Genomic DNA, 19473 nt, shown 5'->3' on the forward strand with positions numbered 1-19473 from the left:
TTTAGAATGTATAATCATCATAGTTGTGTTTCATAAAAAGAATCAAATAGTATCGTTTTTTGATATTTATCGTTGACGCTTGAGCATTTATTGAGCTAGATTCCGTAAATATTCTGTAAATCGGAATATTTTGTACCGAAAAATAAATTTAACGCCACGTGATGCGGAGAGTCCCAATGAGCAACCCGATTCCTGATACCCGCCCAGTCGTCCAGGGCAAGCAGACCATGACCCCGTCAGAGGCCTTCGTCGAAACCCTTGTGGCTAATGGCGTGACAGAGATGTTTGGCATCATGGGCTCGGCATTCATGGATGCCATGGATATCTTCGCCCCGGCCGGCATTCGCCTGGTCCCGGTGGTGCACGAGCAGGGCGCCGCCCACATGGCTGACGGCTATGCGCGGGTCTCTGGTCGTCACGGGGTGGTCATTGGTCAGAACGGCCCTGGCATCTCCAATTGCGTGACCGGCATCGCCGCAGCTTACTGGGCGCATAGCCCGGTGGTGATTGTCACCCCCGAAGCGGGTACCAACGGTATCGGCCTGGGCGGGTTTCAGGAATGCCATCAGCTGCCGATGTTCCAAGAGTTCACCAAGTATCAGGGGCACGTCACTCATCCGGCCCGAATGGCCGAGTACACCGGTCGCTGCTTCGATCGCGCCATGTCCGAGATGGGTCCGACCCAGCTGAACATCCCGCGCGATTACTTCTATGGCGAGATCGAATGTGAAGTTCCCGAGCCTTCACGTCTGGATCGTGGTCCCGGCGGTACCCGAACCCTCGACGAGGCTGCCGAACTATTGGCCAATGCCAAGTTCCCGGTGATCGTCTCTGGTGGTGGAGTGGTCATGGCCGACGGCGTCGACGCCTGCAAGGCACTGGCCGAGCGCTTGGGAGCGCCGGTAGTTAATAGCTACCAGCACAACGACTCCTTCCCTGCAAGCCATCCGCTATGGTGCGGTCCGCTCGGCTATCAGGGCTCGAAGGCTGGTATGAAACTGATTGCCCAGGCAGATGTGGTAGTGGCGTTGGGCACTCGCCTAGGACCCTTCGGCACTCTGCCGCAGCATGGCCTGGACTATTGGCCAAAGGACGCCAAGATCATTCAGATTGACGCCGATCATAAGATGCTTGGTTTGGTGAAGAAGATTGCAGTAGGTATTTGTGGCGACGCCAAAGAAGCTGCTCAGGCGCTTACCGAACGTCTGGCTGGTCGCGAACTGGTTTGTGATGCTACCAAGACAACACGTGCCGATAAGATTGCCAGTGAGAAGTCAGCCTGGGAGCAGGAACTTGATGCCTGGACCCATGAGAAAGATCCGTTCAGCCTCGATGCCATCGACGAAGCGCAAGGCGAGACGCCGTTCTCTGGCGGCGAGTATCTGCACCCGCGTCAGGTGCTGCGTGAGCTTGAAAAAGCCATGCCTAAGGATGTAATGGTTTCCACGGATATTGGTAATATCAACGCTGTAGCGCACAGCTACCTGCGCTTCGAAAAGCCGCGCAGCTTCTTCGCGCCCATGAGCTTCGGCAACTGCGGCTATGCACTACCGACCATCATCGGAGCCAAAGCGGCAGCACCGCATCGTCCAGCGATTGCTTATGCTGGCGACGGCGCTTGGGGGATGAGCTTGATGGAAACCATGACGGCCGTGCGTGAAAACATCCCGGTGACCGCGGTGGTGTTCCACAACCGTCAGTGGGGCGCGGAGAAGAAGAACCAAGTGGAATTCTACAACCGCCGTTTTGTCGCTGGCGAGCTAGACAACCAGAGCTTCGCCGAGATCGGTCGAGCGATGGGTGCCGAAGGCATTACCGTGGACCGGCTGGAAGACGTGGGGCCGGCGCTTAAGAAGGCGGTGGACATGCAGATGAACGAGGGTAAAACCTGCATCATCGAAGTGATGTGTACGCGCGAACTGGGTGACCCCTTCCGCCGGGATGCACTGAAAAAGCCGGTGCGTCTGCTAGAAAAGTATCAGGACTACGTGTGACGTCCTGCGTCGGACTCAAGCTGCCTATCCGGCGTCTCGAAGTCTGGTGCTTAAGCTGACATAGCGTTCTATCGAATGATCCCCGGTCGCCGGGTAGCGTATCTCGCTGCCGGACCGGGGATCTTGTTTGTGGGTTGAGACGGTGGCGACGGCACAGCCATCTCGGGCCGATAGTGGAGTTTGATATGCAAGATGTGTTGATTATTGGCGGTGGTGTCATCGGCATGATGACTGCCTTGCAACTTGCTGAGGCAGGTTGCTCTGTCACGCTGGTGGAGCGACGACGGTGCGGCGAAGAGGCCTCCTGGGCCGGGGGAGGTATCGTCTCCCCGCTGTATCCCTGGCGCTACAGCGAACCGGTTTCTAACCTGTCGCGCTATGCCGAACAAGAATATCCACAGTTGGCCACCCGCTTGTTTGAAGAGACCGGCATCGATCCAGAATACCGCCAGAAGGGGCTGCTCTATCTGGGCGTCAACGATGGCGATATGGCATTCAACTGGGCTCGTCGACTCGGCAAGCCGCTTGAAGCCGTTAGTGGGAGTTTTATCTACACCAAGGAGCCTTGGCTAGCCGAGGGCATCGAGTCGGGTCTGTGGATGCCGACTTTGGGTAGTATTCGTAATCCACGCCTTTGTCAGGCGCTTCGGGCCCGTTTGATGACGCTGCCACGTGTCACCCTTGAGGAGGGGCTAACGGTTGAAGGGCTGTGCGTCCAGCAGGGGCGGGTAACCGGTATCGAGACATCTTGCGGGCGTATTGCCGCTGGCCAAGTAGTGCTATGCGGTGGAGCTTGGAGTGGCGTGCTGCTAGATCGACTTGGTATTGCGCTGCCGGTTCGTCCAGTGAAGGGCCAGATGATGCTGTTTCGCACACAGCCGATGGCCGAGGGCAGACAGCTTCTAGAGCGGGTGGTGCTGGCTGATGGCCGTTATCTGATCCCCCGTGGGGACGGACGGGTGCTGATCGGTTCGACTCTGGAAGAGGCCGACTTCGATAAGACGCCAACCGTTGATGCCTATGAATCGCTGCGCCAAAGCGCGCTGGCCATGCTGCCTGCCCTGGCTGGCTGCCCAATCGAGCACCACTGGGCAGGGCTGAGACCCGCAGCGCCCAACGGTGTCCCCTTCATCGGTGAATTGCCGGAGATCAAAGGATTGTTCGTCAATGCCGGTCACTACCGCAATGGTTTGGTGCTAGCTCCAGCATCGGCACGTTTGCTAGCAGATCAGTTGCTGATGCGAACTCCGTTAATTGATCCTGCTCCCTATCGCCCAGCTTATCAATATCGCTCAGGCTGGGAGCAGTCTACTGCATAAACAACGGAAAGCGCTGGCCCAAAAGGGCATCTGTAACTGGTGCTACGCGAAGGCAATGGTCGGCAGTAATCTTACTTATGTGCTTTGTCCAGGTTGTATTAAGCGGCCAGAGTCTAGTTCATTGAGATCATTAGTGAGTTTACGGGAGAAATAAATGCACCAGCCAGATGTGGAATTTCTTAAAGCCTTTAGCGACGCCCTCAATAATCATGATATCGACGCTGTCATGTCCATGATGACCGACGATTGCATTTTTCACGCCGTGGCCGGCCCGGATCTGCAGGGCAAGAGTTTTGTTGGCCAAGCCGAGGTGCGGCAAGGTTTAGAAAATGCCTGGAAAACTGCCCCTGATGCTTGCTGGGTCGATGGCGAGCACTTCGTTATCGGCAATCGCGGCTTTTCGGAAACTACCTATAAAGGTACGACCAACGACGGTGTCCGCTCTGAGGCGCGCATGATAGATGCTTTCACTTTTCGCGACGGCAAGATCGCCGTGAAGAATGCCTTCCGTAAGAATCGCCCACCGGTTGCAGGCAGCGACCGCTAAAACCATCACATCGTCACGGCCAACCAACGACAACAAGGAGTCGACCATGCAGACAGCTAGCAAGGTAGAAGATGCATTAGGCCGCGCAACGGCCCCATCTCAGCCTTATGATCCTGCTTATGATCCGCTCGAGAGCGCGACGCCGGGGCATGGCCGTGACTATGCGCCGACTTACTGGATCGGTACCGCAGGCGAGCCGCCCGCAGATGATGGGCCTGTCACTGCAGATATGGATGTTGATGTGGTGATTGTCGGGGCCGGCTTCACCGGCCTGACCGCGGCCATTTTCTTGGCTCAGGAGTACGGCATTCACGCTACGGTGCTCGAGGCCAATCGTTCCAGTTGGGGCTGCAGCACCCGCAATGGTGGCCAAGCTCAGTGCGCCTCGGGACGGTTAAAACGCTCCCAGTGGATTGAGCGCTATGGGCTAGACACTGCCCTTAAGCTACATCGCGAGTGTCTGGATGGTATGGAAACTTTCAAGACCTTGATCAAGGATATTGACTGCGAGCCGCAACATGGTGGTCACCTTTATGTCGCACACCGCGACAAGGTCATGCCAATCCTCGAAAAAGAAGCTAAGTTACTGCGGGACACCTTTGAATACGATGCACAGATACTTGATGCCGAGACGGTTAAACGTGAATGGGTTGGCGACCAGGATGCCGCTGGTGCTATGCACGAGCCTGAGGGTATAGGTATTCATGCTGGAAAACTGGCTTTTGGTTATCTCAAAAAAGCTAGGGCGTTGGGTGCAAAGGTGCATCCCTCCAGCCCTGTGCAGAGTTGGGAAACCCGTGATGGTGTCCACTATCTTAAGACCCCAGGGGGCACAGTAAGGGCTCGCGCGGTGGGAATTGCAACTGGTGGATACACATCTCAGAGCTTGCACCCCCAGCTCAAAAATAGACTATTACCAATCTTGTCGAACTCAATTGTTACTAGGCCACTTACTACTAGTGAAATTGATGCTTGTAGCCTGCGTACTCATCAAGTGATCACCGATACCCGAGTGCTGAGACATTACTACCGCTTGCTGCCAGATAACCGGCTGCAGATTGGAAGCCGAAGTGCAATTACCGGGCGTGATGCGCCTCAACAAAAATACGAAGATGTGTTGGTGAGTAACATGATTCGTAAGTTTCCTGCTCTAAAGGGGGTTGCACTAGATTACTCCTGGTGGGGCTGGGTTGACGTCAGTCACGACATGATGCCTCGTATTTATCAGCCGAACCCTAAGGAAACTATCTTCTATGCACTAGGCTATGGAGGTAATGGGGTTATGTATTCAGCACAGGCGGGTCGTCGATTAGCCCAGTGGATTGCTGGTGATGGAAAACAACTCGACCTGCCGATTTTTACATCCAAGCTACCGTTCCCAAATATTCGGGAAATAGTGGAGTCTCAGTCCTTTGCTCCTTTCCGTCGTGTCGGACAAAGATTTCTTTATCGCTGGTACTACCTCAAGGACGAGGTGCTCTAGGCGTCTAATGAAAGCTCATTATTAAGGGAGCCAAAGCCAGATTTTAATTGTCAAGATGCCAGGAGAGCTTAATGCTTAGCCTGGCGTTACTCTTATCAAAGGCCGGACGATTGTCAGGCGCCGGTGAAAGTATGGATTCTGGATTTTTTCATCAGTTATTAGGCAATAATGGTGATCTTCAATACGTTGATGGAATATCCCGATATGAAATCCTGAAAGTAATGCGGCCGCCGAGAGCACTCCCTGAAAGGAAGCGACCACTTTATCTGTAAAACTAACCGACTATAGTGAGCGCCGAGGTGATGTCACGGTTGGTAGCGGAGAACCACTTTTGATCGCCTAGTGAGCGTTAACGCCTTACACCCTTAAAGGTTATGAGTGACTCTCGATCCAGAAGGTGCTTTATATAACCGAAATGCTCCAACTGCTTGGGACTTTAGAGGTGGAAAATACATTGCTATGGCTTGACTATTGCATCAGAAACTAGTCGAGCTAGGCGTTTAATGCCTGGCTCAATGCGCTCTTCAGGAATAGCCGAAAATCCCAATCTTAAATACTCTTTGGCTGGACGATCAAAGTAGTGCAGATCGCCACGCTCCAGCAATATGCCCTCCTCGCGAGCCAGTGCCTGTAAGTGCTGGCAGTCCAGTCCTTCGGGGCCTCTAAGCCAGAAGCAGGATCCTCCATAGTTAGAAGAGATATGGAAGCCAACCATATGGCGCTTTAGGGCTTCATTCATCCGTTGCCAGCGGTTGTGGAAAGTTTGGTGAATTTGCCTGATCAGTGCATCGTTATAGCCACGTTCGAGAAACAACGCTAAGGCGCGCTGGTTGTTAGTCGGAGGGTGACGCAGCATTAGGCGTCGCAAAGCGCGGGCTTCACGAATAAGCGCCGGGTGGGCGACCATGTAACCGAGTCGCAGCCCTGGTGCCAAGGTTTTGGAAAGGCTACCAACATAGATCACCCGACTGTGCCGGTCGAGGCTCTTTAGGGCTGGCGTGGGGTTGCTAAGGTAGTTTGTCTCGCTGTCGTAGTCGTCTTCGATAATCAAGAAGTTGTTGATTTCAGCCATGTCTAGCAACTGCCTACGACGCTCGAGCGGCATTGTCACAGTGGTAGGACTCTGGTGGCTGGGTGTGGTGTAAACCAGATGACACTGTCTCAGCTCCTCTATAAGTTGTACGCCTTGCTCGTCAACCGGTAACAGGCGAATCTCATCGGTGAATATCTGAGCGATGTTGTACATGTCCACATAGCCAGGATTTTCAATGCCGAACTTTCTACCCGGCTTGAGTAGCAACATCGCGGTGATCCATAGCGCTTGCTGAGTGCCGACTGTGATAAGGATCTCTTCAGGTTGAGCCCAAACACCCCGTCTCGGTAGAAGTCGCTGGTGAATCTGTTCGACCAGTAACGGATCGTCATCGTTGAGGTGATCAACAGACCAACTGCGGATTGCCGGCACACTCATAGAGTCACGGCTGCACTCTCGCCAGTGCTGGGTTGGAAAGAGAGTCGGATCGATTTGACCATAGAGAAATGGATATTCGTAGCGGTGCCAGTCGCTGGGCTTACAAATGGTCTCCTGTTTAGAAGGATGTACCGATAGTAGGTTTTCCCAGGGCATGCGCTCAGCATCAATATCATTGAGCCGAACCGGCTTCTCTGCTCGTCCTTCGAGGATCTCTGGATTGACAAAGTAGCCGCTGCGACTCTTGGCTATTAGATAACCATCATCCAGTAGTTGCTCATAAGCCAGCATTACAGTGTTGCGAGCCACCTGAAGCTCTCGCGCTAGTTTACGGCTAGAAGGTAGGGCTTCGTTAAGTGGTATATGGCCTTCCAGAATTGCATGCACGATCTGTTCGCGAAGCTGCTGCTGCAGGCTCGTCGGCTGTCTGGGATCGAGATGGAATAGCAGCATCTTCATATCTCACTCGATAAAGGCACCATCCTGCGCGGTGAGTAACGACAATACAGTCGAAACAACAAAGCGGCAGAGGGGGGCTCAGGGATTAATAAATATGTTATCGAGCATGGCAATAAAGCTTTCTTTTGTACAGCTTTATAGTTGATAAATCAGCAGTTTGTATGCTTTTTGCGCGGGGGGTTAAACCTTAGTTTATATGCTAAGCATTTGCCGATCCGCTGGACCAATAGATGGATAGTGTCTGGCCCTAGTCTCGATTGGTAGGGGGGTAAAGTGATAAGTATGAAGCAGCGCAAACTTACTATGACAATCTGGATAGCTGCTTCTGTCTAATCCAAGCTCAATAACAATACCTTGCTGGGAGAATAATATGAAAAAGATGATGCTTCCTTTAGCCGTGGCAGCTGTCAGCGCAGTTATTAGCCAGAACGCCCTAGCCGAAACCTGGCGCATGGCGCTAGGTGATGCTCAAGGTGGAACGCAATATGCTATGGGAGAGAAGTTTGCCCAGTTGATACATGAAAAAACCGATGGCCAAATTAACGTTGATATGTTCCCGAATGGCCAATTGGGAAGCGAGCAAGATACGGTCACTGGTGCAGGTATGGGATTAGTAGACTTGTCAGTGCTTGCGATTAACAACATCACTCCTTTTTCTCCCAGTGTAGGAGTTCTAACTCTACCATACGTTATTACTGATTCAGAGGACGCTAAGATACTGACTCAGGGAGAGATTGGTGATCAACTAATAGAAAACACTATTCGCGACGCCGGCGTTCGAATTCTTTCTTGGGCCTATTCGGGATGTCGTGTGCTGAGTAATTCTAGTAAGCCTGTGGCTAGTCCGGACGACTTGAGCGGGCTCACCATTCGAGTGCCGCGCAACGAAATCATGATTGCTTCTTATCAAGAGTGGGGTGTCAACCCGCTTCCCATGGCTTGGTCCGAAACTTTCACGGCCCTGCAACAAGGCGTTGTGGATGGACAGGACAACCCCTACATCACCATCAATGCAATGAAGTTCTACGAGGTCCAGGATTACATCACTGATATCTGTTACATATTCTCCCTTGAGCCACTGATCATGAGTGAGTCAAAGTTCCAGAGCCTGAGCCCAGAAATGCAGGAAACCGTATTGGAGGCGGGGCATGAAGCTACCGCCTACAGCTACGACTACCTGCTAGAGTCGGAAGAGTCTATTAGGCAGGCGTTGGTGGAAGAGCATGGAATGCAAATCATTGAACCTGACAACGATGAAAGCGAGTGGATTGAGCTAGCTACTAGTATTTGGCCACGTTTCTACGACAGCATCGGAGGCGAAGAGAGGCTGGAGGCAGCGCTTCAGGCGCTCGGTAGAGACCTTGATTAAATGAATTCCCTCTGAATGTTCTGTATCGGCCCTTGGGTCGATGCAGCTTCCGTATATTTTGGATAGAGCATCAGTAAGGTGTCAGCCAAATGAAAAAGACTGTTTTTAGAGTGCTGGATAACCTGGAAAGCTATCTTTGTCAGTTTCTCTTGGTGTTCTTTGTAGTGCTTCTGTTTATTCAGATTGTGCTGCGCAATTTGTTTAGCGGTTCGCTGGCCTGGGGAGATGAGCTGGCAACCTATGCATTTGTGTGGTTTGCGTATATGGGGGCGGTCTATGCGGCCAAAATGTCGGCACATAACCGCGTTACCTTTCAATTTCGCTTTTTTCCACGAGTAGTGGAGAAAGTATGCAATATCTTCACTGACTTGGTGTGGGTAGGTTTCAATCTCTACTTTGTCTACCTGAGCTATGACTTTGCATTTAATCGCATGAATGTGTTCTGGAAGTCCCAAACAATGGGGATTCCGATGAAGTACTTCTACACGATTCTTCCGCTTGCCTTCTTACTTATGTCGATTCGCATACTTCAAAATATGTATGTAAAGCACGTCATGCACAAGCAGGTTATTGATCCGGAAGATGCGCAGATAGAAGAGATGAAGCGCAAACAAAACAACACTGACAATAAAACCTGAGTGAGCGGAGACAACGCTATGGATCCCACTATCATCTATGTGCTATTTGGCGCTTTTTTCTTGCTGCTGCTGCTGGGTTCTCCGATTACGGCTTCTCTTGGTGTAGCAGCCCTAACAGCATTTCTCTATATTGGGCAGAACCCCGCCTCTTTCGTGCAAATTGCTTTTACCTCAGTTGGCTCTTTCCCCTTGATGGCGCTGCCAGCCTTCATCCTTGCAGGAGCTTTGATGGAGGCCTCGGGGGTTTCGCGTCGTCTAGTAGATATTGCTGAGGCATTCGCTGGGCCGGCAACCGGCGGTTTGGCAGCGGCCACAGTATTTGCGTGTATGTTTTTTGGTGCTATCTCGGGGTCGGGGCCTGCGACGACAGCCGCCGTAGGGATGTTGATGATTCCCGCTATGGTTCAGCGTCATTATGATCGTGGCTATGCTTCTGCGATTACAGCCTCTTCTGGTGGCTTGGGTGTGGTAATCCCGCCGTCGATTCCAATGGTTATCTTCGGAATCACCGGAATGGGCATGATGCCGCCACCTGAAGCGATTGCGGAGCATGGAAGTTTTCAAACGCTGTCAATACCCAAGCTATTTATTGCCGGCATCTTCCCAGGAATGGTGATTGCCGGAAGTTTATTGACAATAAATTATATTTTGTCGAAAAAGCATGGCTATCGCGGTCTTACAGACCGTTGGTCAACGGATTCGATTAAGACGGCATTGCGTCGCGGCATCTGGTCTATGTTGGCGCCGATAATCATTCTTGGTGGTATTTACTCAGGTATCTTTACACCTACGGAGTCGGCGATTGTAGCTATTTTCTATACCTTGTTAGTGGGTATTTTTATCCATAAAGAACTCAAGTTCCGGCCAGCCATGAAAACTCTAGAAACTACCACCTGGATTAGTGGGCGGGTGCTGCTGATTCTTTTCACTGCCACAGTGTTTGGACGCTTGTTGGTTGAGCAGCGTGTCCCAGCTTATATTGCCTCAGCAATGTTGGACTTCACCCAGAACATGTATCTCATCTGGGCCATTATCATTATGTTCCTGCTTTTTGTCGGTATGTTTATGGAAACACTGGCGGCTATTATGATTCTGACACCGGTATTGCTGCCCATTATGTACATGTTAGGTGCCGATCCAGTTCATGTGGGAATTGTCGTGGTTTGTGCACTAGCAATCGGTTTCCAGACGCCGCCCTTGGGAGAAAACTTGTTCGTTGCCTCGGGGATAGGTGGGGCCTCCATAGAAGAAATTTCTTACCGTGCGCTGCCCTTTGCAGGTGCGTCGATTCTTGCGCTTTTCATCATCGCCTATGTCCCAGAGATCGCTTTATGGTTGCCTAGAGTGATGGGTTACTAAACAGGGCTCAAGGTTCATTTTCTGGTTTTGGGAGTGGGTTATGCACAATTCAATCGAAAATATCCTATGCTGCGTCGGGCTTAAAAGTGACAGCCATGCGGTGTTGGAGCAGGCGGTAAAGCTAGCCTCGGCCACTGGGGCACACCTGCATATCTTGCATGCTGTAAAGTCGCTCGAAGATGATGTAATGAATACCCTACGTGTCAATATCCGTGACAAGCAGGCTCTTAAAGCGATGGTTCGTAAGCGCCTAGACGATGCTCAGCAACAGTTAGATGCCAAGCTAGAAAACTACTTCAGTGCCTGCGGCGAAGGCAGCGAAGTCCTGGAGTCTTATGTTGCTAGTCGAGATGTAGTTGAAGGTTATCCTGCTCAGGTTATCGTACAGCGGGCATCCAAGTTAAGCTGTGACTTGATTGTAATGGCTTCTAATAAGCGTGGCATTACTGCTTCCTACGCTGGCAAGGTAACGCGTGGAGTCCTCAAGCGTAGCCATATACCGGTTGTAGTCGTACCACCACCAGAATGATTTTCTTCAGGATAGTTTATTAGAGCTGTTGACCCAGAATTCATAAGGGGCGTGTTTTGTTCAGCAGCAACTCAGCATAGCAACAATGGCAATTTGATGCAGTGTCGAGTCCATGGGTGAGGCCACTAGGTTAGTTCACACTCAGCGAACTTAGTTATCAATTGAAAACCCCATGGCGGCTATGCTCTGAAGGAGTTTGTTGTGGTTGCTTTTTAAATTTAAGGATAAGTTTTCAGTATGAGGCTCGACAGTAGAGCCTCATGCTTATGTAAGGGGAGGGAGCTATATGCACCTATGCATGGTGATCTACCGGCCACATCGAAATGCGGCGGGTGGAGATTGCTGGGCTACCCCGAGACCTTCTTGCTTCCAGAAGCACTAGTTGCTGTCCGGCCCATTTTAACGGACAAACAGAAGAAAGCTTGCTAAAGCGATTCGATGAGCCATTGTACTTCCACTTTTTGTGTCAATTGTTTGGGGCGTACTTGCTGCTCGATATGATTTGCACCTTAGTTGGTAGGTTTACCTTGTATTCAAAATGCGCCTTTCGGACGCTTAACGATGACGTCGAAAATCGTTTGAAAAAGATAACAGCCCTGTAACGATTATATGTTATCTCGGATCATGCCAAGCGAGCTATGAACAGTTTTGTATAAAGCCACATAAAAAATAAAAAGTATCGACAGCTTTTAATATTTTTAAATTATTCGGAATTTATGCACAGCTTTGGCTTTCCAGCTGCTATTACATCCAAGAATAGCCAGCCATCTCTTAATGAAGAGTTTCTTGACTCTGCATCAATTCCTGACTGCGAGAAAGAATTGCCATAGAGGTTTTTGCTGTTAAAGTTGCTCGCATTATGGTTGCGGATGATCCGCTTTAAGTAAGAGTGTGTTGCGAAGCGAAAAGATCACTAATATTGGAGTTTTATTAAGTTATTAAGTAATGTGATCGTTTGTTTTTTAAGATGATAATGTAGTTGCCGATATGATTGGATAAAAAACGGAAGATATTGCTAAAAAGACTATTTTACTATAAAGAGCGTCTTGAAGCTGGATGCTCGATAAGCACGTAATTGCCTACTTACTGTTCAAGTGACATACCATCTAGAAGCTACAAGCTGGCCTCACGATGAGGGAATATCTGGCTCTAACTTAGACACGCGATTTTAGGCACGATTGATTAAACAGCGCATATGACGCTGCCCTAATGGCGAAAAACTGATTAGGATTCCGCTTAAGTTTGCGTTAGTCATTATCGAGGAGTGGTGAGTGTTTCTTTCACTTCTTATTTATGACGGCCTGTCTTTTGTATCTGGTCAGTACTTGGTCTATGGCAACAACTAAGTGAAATAAGGTGTTCAAATGGCTCACAAATCCGCGAATAGGCAGACTGAAAAGGCTAACGCAGCCGTGCTCCAAAAAAGGCTTACTCCGGATATAGCTCGATTTCGTCAGGCTCTTCCGGGTGTGTTGATCTGCATCATTATTGCTTTGGCAACAACCTTCATCGCTGATCATTACGGTGGTCCCACGTTACTTTATGCTTTGCTTTTTGGAATGGCATTGCATTTTCTTTCTGAGGAGGGACGTTGTGTAGCTGGTATCGAGTTTTCTGCCCGTACGATCCTACGCTTCGGTGTCGCTTTGCTCGGTGTGAGAATCACTGTTGATCAAGTCACTTCACTGGGCATAGGTCCGATTGTAACGGTGATATCCGGCGTGATCCTGACCATCCTTTTTGGTGTGATGTTAGCCCGGTTTATGGGGCTACACCGGGATATGGGGCTATTGACCGGCGGTGCAGTTGCAATTTGTGGTGCATCTGCGGCCTTGGCTCTTTCGGCTGTGATGCCCCGTAGCGCCAACAGCGAGCGAAATACTATTTTGACGGTTGTGGGCGTCACTACTCTGTCGACAGCGGCTATGGTGTTATATCCGTTGATCTCTAGTGTTTTAAGCCTCACTCAACAGCAAGCAGGGGTCTTTTTGGGTGGCACCATACATGATGTGGCCCAGGTTGTTGGCGCAGGTTACATGATTTCTGAGGAGACGGGAGATGTTGCCACTTTTGTCAAGCTAATGCGGGTGACGATGCTGGTGCCCGTAGTTATGTGCTTTACCCTACTCTTTCGCAACGCTGAAGGGAGCCAGAACAATAGCAAGATACCCCGGCTCCCAGGTTTTCTGGTTGCCTTCGTATTGCTAGTGATCATCAACAGCCTCGGTGTGATTCCAACAAGCGTTGCTGATGGTATGACTGATTTGTCGCGCTGGTGCTTGGTAACAGCCATTGCTGGGCTTGGAATTAAAACGTCATTTCAGAAACTTGCCGTAGTGGGGTGGAAGCCGATTATTTTGATGGTCTCTGAGACTCTTTTCCTGCTTGTACTAGTTTTGGCCTTTATCTTATTCGACGTTGTGAGTTCGTGATGAAAGTGTGGATTAACGGTGAGGTCTATGTGATCGAATCTGGTATGACGATTAAGCAATTGCTGGTTGTCAACTGTCTAGATAACAAGCGTGTAGCGGTCGAGTTAAATAAGGAAATCGTCCCACGTAGCCAGCATGAAACACATTATCTACGCGCTGGCGACCTTGTTGAAATCGTTCATGCCATCGGTGGTGGATAAACTTGAACTATGAGGAATTCGCAATGCATGATCAACCTTTGGCAGAAAACTCGTTGGTGATAGCAGGAAGACACTTTAAGTCACGTTTGATGGTGGGGACTGGTAAATATCGTGACTTCGACGAAACCTCCAGAGCCCTAGAAGCAAGCGGTACCGAGGTGGTAACTTTTGCGGTACGGCGCACTAACTTAATCCATAGTGCTCATGAGCCAAGCCTGTTGGAGGTGGTGTCGCCGGATTGCTATACACTTTTACCCAACACAGCGGGTTGCTACGATGCTCACGCCGCTGTGCGCACCTGCAAGCTGGCCCGCGAGCTTCTAGACGGACACAATCTAGTTAAGCTCGAAGTGCTAGGGGATGAAACAACTCTTTACCCCAATGTTATTGAGACCCTTAAAGCAGCCGAGGAATTAGTAAAGGATGGCTTTGATGTAATGGTCTATACCAGCGATGACCCCATCGTTGCACTTGAGCTAGAACGGCTGGGTTGCTGCGCAGTCATGCCGCTTGGTTCTCTTATTGGTTCCGGCTGCGGCATTCAGAACCCGCACAATATCCGTCTGATAATCGAGCGTGCTAACGTTCCTGTGCTTATTGATGCTGGTATTGGTTCTCCGTCCGAGGCGGCGTTAGCCATGGAACTAGGCTGCGATGCAGTTCTGATGAACTCAGCAATCGCACATTCTCCACGTCCAGTTCAAATGGCTAGAGCCATGAAACTTGCTGTTGAGGCAGGAAGAGAGGCATATCTGGCAGGACGTATGCCGCGCAGAGACCATGCGGAAGCTTCATCCCCAAGAGCCGGTTGTATTACGGCCATTTAACACTCAATTTTTATTTCTGATTATCGACATATTGTGGGTGGCAACGACGTCACCCTATCTTCAGTAGCGCCCGAGTTTAGAGTTTACTTATCGTATTTTATCACCAGTTGCTCTACTTTTTTCGATTGGCCGGCGTGTCTTTAAGCGCAGTTTGTTCGCGCAGCCGCAAGCCTCGTTCGAAAAAGTCCAGATAGAGCTTGCCTGTCTCTTTACGTTGACGGGCCTTACCCATGGCTGAATCCTCCGTTTGCCATAGGAATAGACAGACTGCCATGAGTAGTCTTCAGGATTTCGTTTTCGACCGCTTCTCGGAGAAGCAGAATTTTCCGCCGCCCAAGTAGCTTTATGTAGCGGGTACCTCCGATAGGAACGCCTCTTTTCTGAATGACAACAAGCTATCCAGAGTGTTTTTGATGGCTCGTGGTCATCTCGCACGCTTGGGTGGGTGAGCACAAAATGAAGATCGTTGATGTGGCGCGTGAAACGGGTTTGACCCGCAGTGCCATCACGCTGCTTTACAAATCAACAGCTCAGCTCAGCGCATTGAGTTGGATGCGCTGGATAAGTTGTGCAAATTATTCAACTGCGGGGTAGGGGATTTGTTCGAATTTGATGACGACAGGGAGAGATAAGAAGCGCAAAGAGATGAGGGTTGCCTGAAGATCGTAGGAAAAAATTGCTGAGGAAGAGAAAAAAGCCAATGTGTCACATATACGTCACAGGAAGCTAGCCAACAAACACAAAAAAGTCAGATCAGTAAGTAACTGATCTGACTTTCGAAATATTGGTAGCGGGGACCGGATTTGAACCGATGACCTTCGGGTTATGAGCCCGACGAGCTACCAGACTGCTCCACCCCGCATCAACGTGTGGCGTATTCTACGCATTTTTTGCGCGAAGTCAACCCCCTGCATAAAACGCTTATATTGCTAGTCGCGACCTTCATCGTGCTGCAACATTGGAAGAGTAAAGCTATGCTTCCAATAGGGATAATAAAAAGCTTACTGTCAGTATGTCGTCCAACTATTAATACGACATGCTGTAAATGCTGAGGCGCTTCGGCGCTTATTTAGGATGGCTTGCGACATCATGATAATGCTTAGCGTCCAAGCCATTTGTCATATCAGGGAGGTAGTCAATGGCCAATCAAGCCCCCGTCGCCTGGGTAACTGGTGGAACTGGTGGAATCGGAACGTCAATTTGTCACTCATTGGCGGATGCGGGTTATTTGGTAGTCGCGGGATATCATAATCCTGAGAAAGCCAAAACCTGGCTGGAAACTCAGCAAGCCGCTGGTTATGACAACATCGCGTTATCGGGTGTCGATCTTTCCGACCACAATGCCTGCCTAGAAGGTGCTCGCGAAATCCAAGAAAAATATGGGCCTATCAGCGTGTTAGTTAACTGCGCTGGCATTACTCGCGATGGCACCATGAAGAAGATGTCCTATGAGCAGTGGTATCAAGTGATCGATACCAACCTTAATAGCGTCTTCAACACGTGCCGCAGCGTTATTGAAATGATGCTGGAGCAGGGCTACGGTCGCATCATCAATATTTCTTCTATCAATGGCCGTAAAGGTCAATTCGGGCAAGTGAACTATGCGGCTGCCAAAGCAGGTATGCATGGGTTGACCATGTCGCTGGCACAAGAAACGGCAACCAAAGGCATTACGGTGAATACCGTGTCGCCTGGCTACATTGCCACCGATATGATCATGAAAATTCCCGAGCAGGTGCGTGAAGCCATTCGTGAAACCATTCCAGTGAAGCGTTACGGTACACCGGAGGAGATCGGTCGCTTGGTAACGTTCTTAGCAGATAAAGAGTCAGGCTTTATTACTGGCGCCAATATTGATATTAACGGCGGTCAGTTTATGGGCTAATCGCCCAACGCGATAAGCAGATTTATTCAATCACGGAAAAGCGTAAACGGGAGGCTATTCGCCTCCCGTTGCTAGTGTTGGGGGGGGAGAAGTACTTGTGTAACGTACTTATATAAAGGGCTTAAGGGTGAGGCACTCGCGCTAGGCGACTAAAAAGATTGTCAAACTCTTCTGCTTCCTTGCGCCACAATTGGTTAGGCATGGGGCCAAGCGCCATAAGTGCTGCTAATATGCCGATAATCTCATCTGGTCGGCTACGTTCGTTACTGATCCCTTCATTTAGCCGTTCTACTTGAATCGCCAGGCGGAGAGGTTCATCACGCTGCTTGACGCTACCTAACGCTAGCAAAGACAAATGCACTCTCAGGCGAGCCAGTCCATCTTCTAGCTCAGCAAGTTTTTCGGCTGAGAGGGGAGTGGAAGTGGTGAGCCGCGCATGATTGCGCTGCTGGTGAGCCTTCATAAAAATAGCAGGCAGCCCGTCACTCAATACCTCTTTCGCATCAACTGCTTGTGGCTCTTCGCCGGCTAGTGCTTGTTGGTCTGCGGCGATATGCGCATTTACCAGCGGTAAGGCGCTGTGCCATTGCTGCACTGTATGAGCAATTTCCAGGCGGCTTAAGCGCTCACGTTTAGCCCTTACAATGCCGCTAAGGCGTTTCTGCATGCCGTCACTTCGTCGATTACGTGGCAACGGCTCAAGCTGGCTAATGCTTTCTAGATAAGACGCAAGGGTGGCAGATTCTTTGGCTTGCGTCGGCTGCCAGCTATCCATTTCGTCAATTAATGTTTGCAACTGATCGAGCTTCTGTTGTTGGCGAGCTGCCTGTTCATGCTTGTGGGCGTCACGCTGAGCAAAGAGCTGATCGCAGGTATGACGAAAGGCTTTCCATAGGGCTTGCTCTTCGCCTTTTGGAGCACGACCCAGCGCGCGCCACTGCTGCTGTAGCTGCTTTGTGCTCGCTATGCGGGCGGCTAAGGGTGATTCGTGGTCATCCTGTAAGCTTTTCGCTTGTTCGATAAGCATGCGCTTTTGACTAGCGATCTGCTCTGCTCGCTGGTCAATAAGCGCCTGGAGGCGATGACGGATAGCTCCAAAACGACGGCCAACGGTTTCTGATTGGTCTCGAGGAACCGGAGAGTAGTGACGCCACTGGTGGCGGGCTTTGTCACGGATCTCGCGCAATACATCGGGGTCGGCATCCTCTGCTGGCTGATCAAGCAACGTTTCAAGTTGTTCGCAGAGTGCTTCACGGCCTTTTAGGTTGGCATCACGCTCTTGATTAAGCTGTTCTCGCCAGGGAGTCAAACGCTCGTGAATGCGATCAGAGGCCGCGCGAAAGCGTGCCGACTGTTCGCGATTAGCAGCGGCATCGCCGAGCGATTTCCACTCTTTTACCAACTGGCGATGATGGCGATCAAGAGCAACGTCTGCCATGTGTTGATCGTCAGCCAGCGCTTCGATGCTAGCGCAGAGTTGCTCGCGTTTAGGGCCGGCCACAAAACCGCGCCAATCACGTAGTTCTGCTAACCGTGCGCCTAGCTGTTTCACGCGTGCTTTTAGCGGCTTGGCGTCTTCCCCTGTCAGTTCGTCGATGGAGGGCTTGAGGCGTTGATAGAGGCGGCTGGCACTTTTAAAGGCACCACGCTCTAACAAGTGTTCAAAGTTATCCACGTCGGCACTAAGCGCGTTAAGTGACGCGGTAGGAGTGGGTTTGGTAGAAACGTCAGCATCTTTTAACGCTTGTGCATGCTTGAGTAGCTCTGGAGGCGTTATGTGTTTAGGCCAAGCGCACTGCTTAACGTACTTGGCAATGGCCACGTTATCTTGGTTGGCAATGGCTGTTTCTATATCTGTGCTGATGGCTTGCCAGCGCTGCCATGCTTCCATGCATACTTCATAGCGTTTCAGTGCTTGGCTATAGCGTTGTTGAACGCTCTCGCCAGGCGGGTGTTGATCTGACAGGGATTGCCAACGCTGGCCGAGTAGTTGGCGTTGAGCCCGTAGGCTATCGATATCCTGAACTGTTAGCTGCTCTGCATGTGCCAGGCCCTCTAACGTTTCTTCAATGCCTTCAAGCAGTTGATCGCGAGTTCGTTCAATCTCTTCGCGATGAGCAATGCTCTGCTGACGCGCTTGTTCTTGCGTTTCATGATGATGCAGTGTTTTTCGGCAGCTAAGCGCTGCCTGATGAAAACGCTGCTCTTGCGTCACGCTGGGCGGGTGGGAAAGGCTTTGCCACTCACGCTCCAAATGACGGAAGCGACCACCATACAGCGGCTCCCAGGGAGCCCTGGCGTGCTGTTCTAACTGTTTAAGCAGATGCTCACGCTGGGCTTGTTGATCCGCTAGCCACTCAGCATCATTGCGCAGTTGGGTGAGCTTTTCTCGCGCCAGACGAATGACCTGGCGGTCACGACGCGCTTCTTTTAATAGCTTTTTGAGGCTCTCTTCACTTTCAATTCGTTGAGCCGCTTGATGGCGCACCGCTGCCACGCCGTTATGGCAGGCTTGGTGGACGAAGTCGCTTTCAACGGTTAATTGCTCTAACGCAGCGAGCCGCAGATTAAGGTTGTCTCCCTGAAGTGCAATGGCGTTGAGCAACCGAGGCTCCGATAGCTCTGCCACAATAGCCTGCCGTTTTTGCAGGTCGGTGTGGCCCTGTGAGCCACATAAGCGCTGGCAAGCCGCGTTAAACCAAGCTTCGTCTTGACGATGCTCTGGAAGCGCATTGACAAGCTCCGCTAAGTCATCAAGGGCCAGTAGAGCAGCAAGCTGGATGTTACTCTCTTTATCCTGTGCTAATTGCTTTAGCGCTTGTTGCTGTTCTGGTTGTTGAGGGTCAAGCTGGTCGAGTGCCTTGAGACGCACCTCGGGATCAGGGTGCTGCCACCGAGGAGCGAACAGGCGTCTTAACAGTCCGTGCATGGATCATCCTGCAGAGAGGTGCGTAGCGTGAA

General features: G+C 50.8%; 15 protein-coding genes, 1 tRNA gene and 1 pseudogene. 13 read left to right on the top strand and 4 right to left on the bottom strand.

The genetic code is table 11. From position 1 onward, the window contains the following. Positions 1 to 176 precede the first annotated feature (176 nt). From xsc to J4377_RS02350, 4 genes are all read left to right on the top strand, one after another. Positions 177 to 1994, top strand: coding sequence for a sulfoacetaldehyde acetyltransferase (gene xsc / locus J4377_RS02335; protein WP_253486498.1), 1818 nt, complete (start codon positions 177 to 179; stop codon positions 1992 to 1994). Between the two features lie 185 nt (positions 1995 to 2179). Beyond that, positions 2180 to 3313 (top strand): glycine oxidase ThiO, encoded by a 1134-nt coding sequence (thiO, locus tag J4377_RS02340; RefSeq protein ID WP_253486503.1) that lies wholly within the window; start codon positions 2180 to 2182, stop codon positions 3311 to 3313. Between the two features lie 154 nt (positions 3314 to 3467). Continuing rightward, on the top strand, positions 3468 to 3860 hold the full coding sequence (locus J4377_RS02345) for a nuclear transport factor 2 family protein (protein WP_253486505.1): 393 nt from the start codon (positions 3468 to 3470) through the stop codon (positions 3858 to 3860). Between the two features lie 46 nt (positions 3861 to 3906). Continuing rightward, entirely contained in the window at positions 3907 to 5343 is a 1437-nt protein-coding gene (locus J4377_RS02350; RefSeq protein WP_253486507.1) for an FAD-binding oxidoreductase, read from the top strand. 457 nt (positions 5344 to 5800) lie between these two features. Here J4377_RS02350 and J4377_RS02355 read toward each other — a convergent pair whose 3' ends face one another. Then, on the bottom strand, positions 5801 to 7273 hold the full coding sequence (locus J4377_RS02355; RefSeq protein WP_253486509.1) for a PLP-dependent aminotransferase family protein: 1473 nt from the start codon (positions 7271 to 7273) through the stop codon (positions 5801 to 5803). Positions 7274 to 7643: 370 nt separating this feature from the next. On the opposite strand from J4377_RS02355, the gene J4377_RS02360 reads away from it, so the two are divergent. The 7 genes from J4377_RS02360 to J4377_RS02390 all read left to right on the top strand — a co-directional run bounded on the left by J4377_RS02360 (position 7644) and on the right by J4377_RS02390 (position 14627). Continuing rightward, entirely contained in the window at positions 7644 to 8642 is a 999-nt protein-coding gene (locus tag J4377_RS02360; RefSeq protein WP_253486511.1) for a TRAP transporter substrate-binding protein, read from the top strand. Between the two features lie 89 nt (positions 8643 to 8731). After that, positions 8732 to 9280, top strand: coding sequence for a TRAP transporter small permease (locus J4377_RS02365; protein WP_253486513.1), 549 nt, complete (start codon positions 8732 to 8734; stop codon positions 9278 to 9280). Between the two features lie 18 nt (positions 9281 to 9298). Then, positions 9299 to 10639, top strand: coding sequence for a TRAP transporter large permease (locus J4377_RS02370; RefSeq protein ID WP_253486515.1), 1341 nt, complete (start codon positions 9299 to 9301; stop codon positions 10637 to 10639). Positions 10640 to 10679: 40 nt separating this feature from the next. Then, positions 10680 to 11168, top strand: coding sequence for a universal stress protein (locus tag J4377_RS02375; RefSeq protein WP_253486517.1), 489 nt, complete (start codon positions 10680 to 10682; stop codon positions 11166 to 11168). Between the two features lie 1364 nt (positions 11169 to 12532). After that, complete coding sequence (locus tag J4377_RS02380; protein ID WP_253486519.1) at positions 12533 to 13600, top strand: YeiH family protein; 1068 nt, start codon at positions 12533 to 12535, stop codon at positions 13598 to 13600. Beyond that, entirely contained in the window at positions 13600 to 13800 is a 201-nt protein-coding gene (gene thiS / locus J4377_RS02385; protein ID WP_095602810.1) for a sulfur carrier protein ThiS, read from the top strand. The genes J4377_RS02380 and thiS overlap by 1 nt, the downstream gene beginning before the upstream one ends. Positions 13801 to 13823: 23 nt before the next feature. Beyond that, complete coding sequence (locus J4377_RS02390; RefSeq protein ID WP_253486521.1) at positions 13824 to 14627, top strand: thiazole synthase; 804 nt, start codon at positions 13824 to 13826, stop codon at positions 14625 to 14627. A 112-nt stretch (positions 14628 to 14739) separates the two neighbouring features. On the opposite strand, the gene J4377_RS02395 is transcribed toward J4377_RS02390, so the two are convergent. Next, a complete protein-coding gene (locus tag J4377_RS02395; protein WP_253486523.1) occupies positions 14740 to 14859 on the bottom strand; it encodes an Arm DNA-binding domain-containing protein in 120 nt (39 codons plus the stop codon). A gap of 181 nt (positions 14860 to 15040) precedes the next feature. On the opposite strand from J4377_RS02395, the pseudogene J4377_RS02400 reads away from it, so the two are divergent. After that, positions 15041 to 15259, top strand: a pseudogene (locus J4377_RS02400) (helix-turn-helix domain-containing protein). A 153-nt stretch (positions 15260 to 15412) separates the two neighbouring features. Here the strand turns inward: J4377_RS02400 and J4377_RS02405 are convergent. Further along, positions 15413 to 15489: transfer RNA gene (locus J4377_RS02405), tRNA-Met, on the bottom strand. Positions 15490 to 15765: 276 nt separating this feature from the next. On the opposite strand from J4377_RS02405, the gene phbB reads away from it, so the two are divergent. Beyond that, complete coding sequence (gene phbB, locus J4377_RS02410; protein WP_038480937.1) at positions 15766 to 16512, top strand: acetoacetyl-CoA reductase; 747 nt, start codon at positions 15766 to 15768, stop codon at positions 16510 to 16512. A gap of 121 nt (positions 16513 to 16633) precedes the next feature. On the opposite strand, the gene J4377_RS02415 is transcribed toward phbB, so the two are convergent. After that, positions 16634 to 19441, bottom strand: coding sequence for a DUF349 domain-containing protein (locus tag J4377_RS02415; RefSeq protein WP_253486525.1), 2808 nt, complete (start codon positions 19439 to 19441; stop codon positions 16634 to 16636). Positions 19442 to 19473: the final 32 nt, after the last annotated feature.

The organism is Halomonas sp. XH26 (genome assembly GCF_024138895.1).
In the GTDB taxonomy this organism is placed as follows: domain Bacteria; phylum Pseudomonadota; class Gammaproteobacteria; order Pseudomonadales; family Halomonadaceae; genus Vreelandella; species Vreelandella alkaliphila.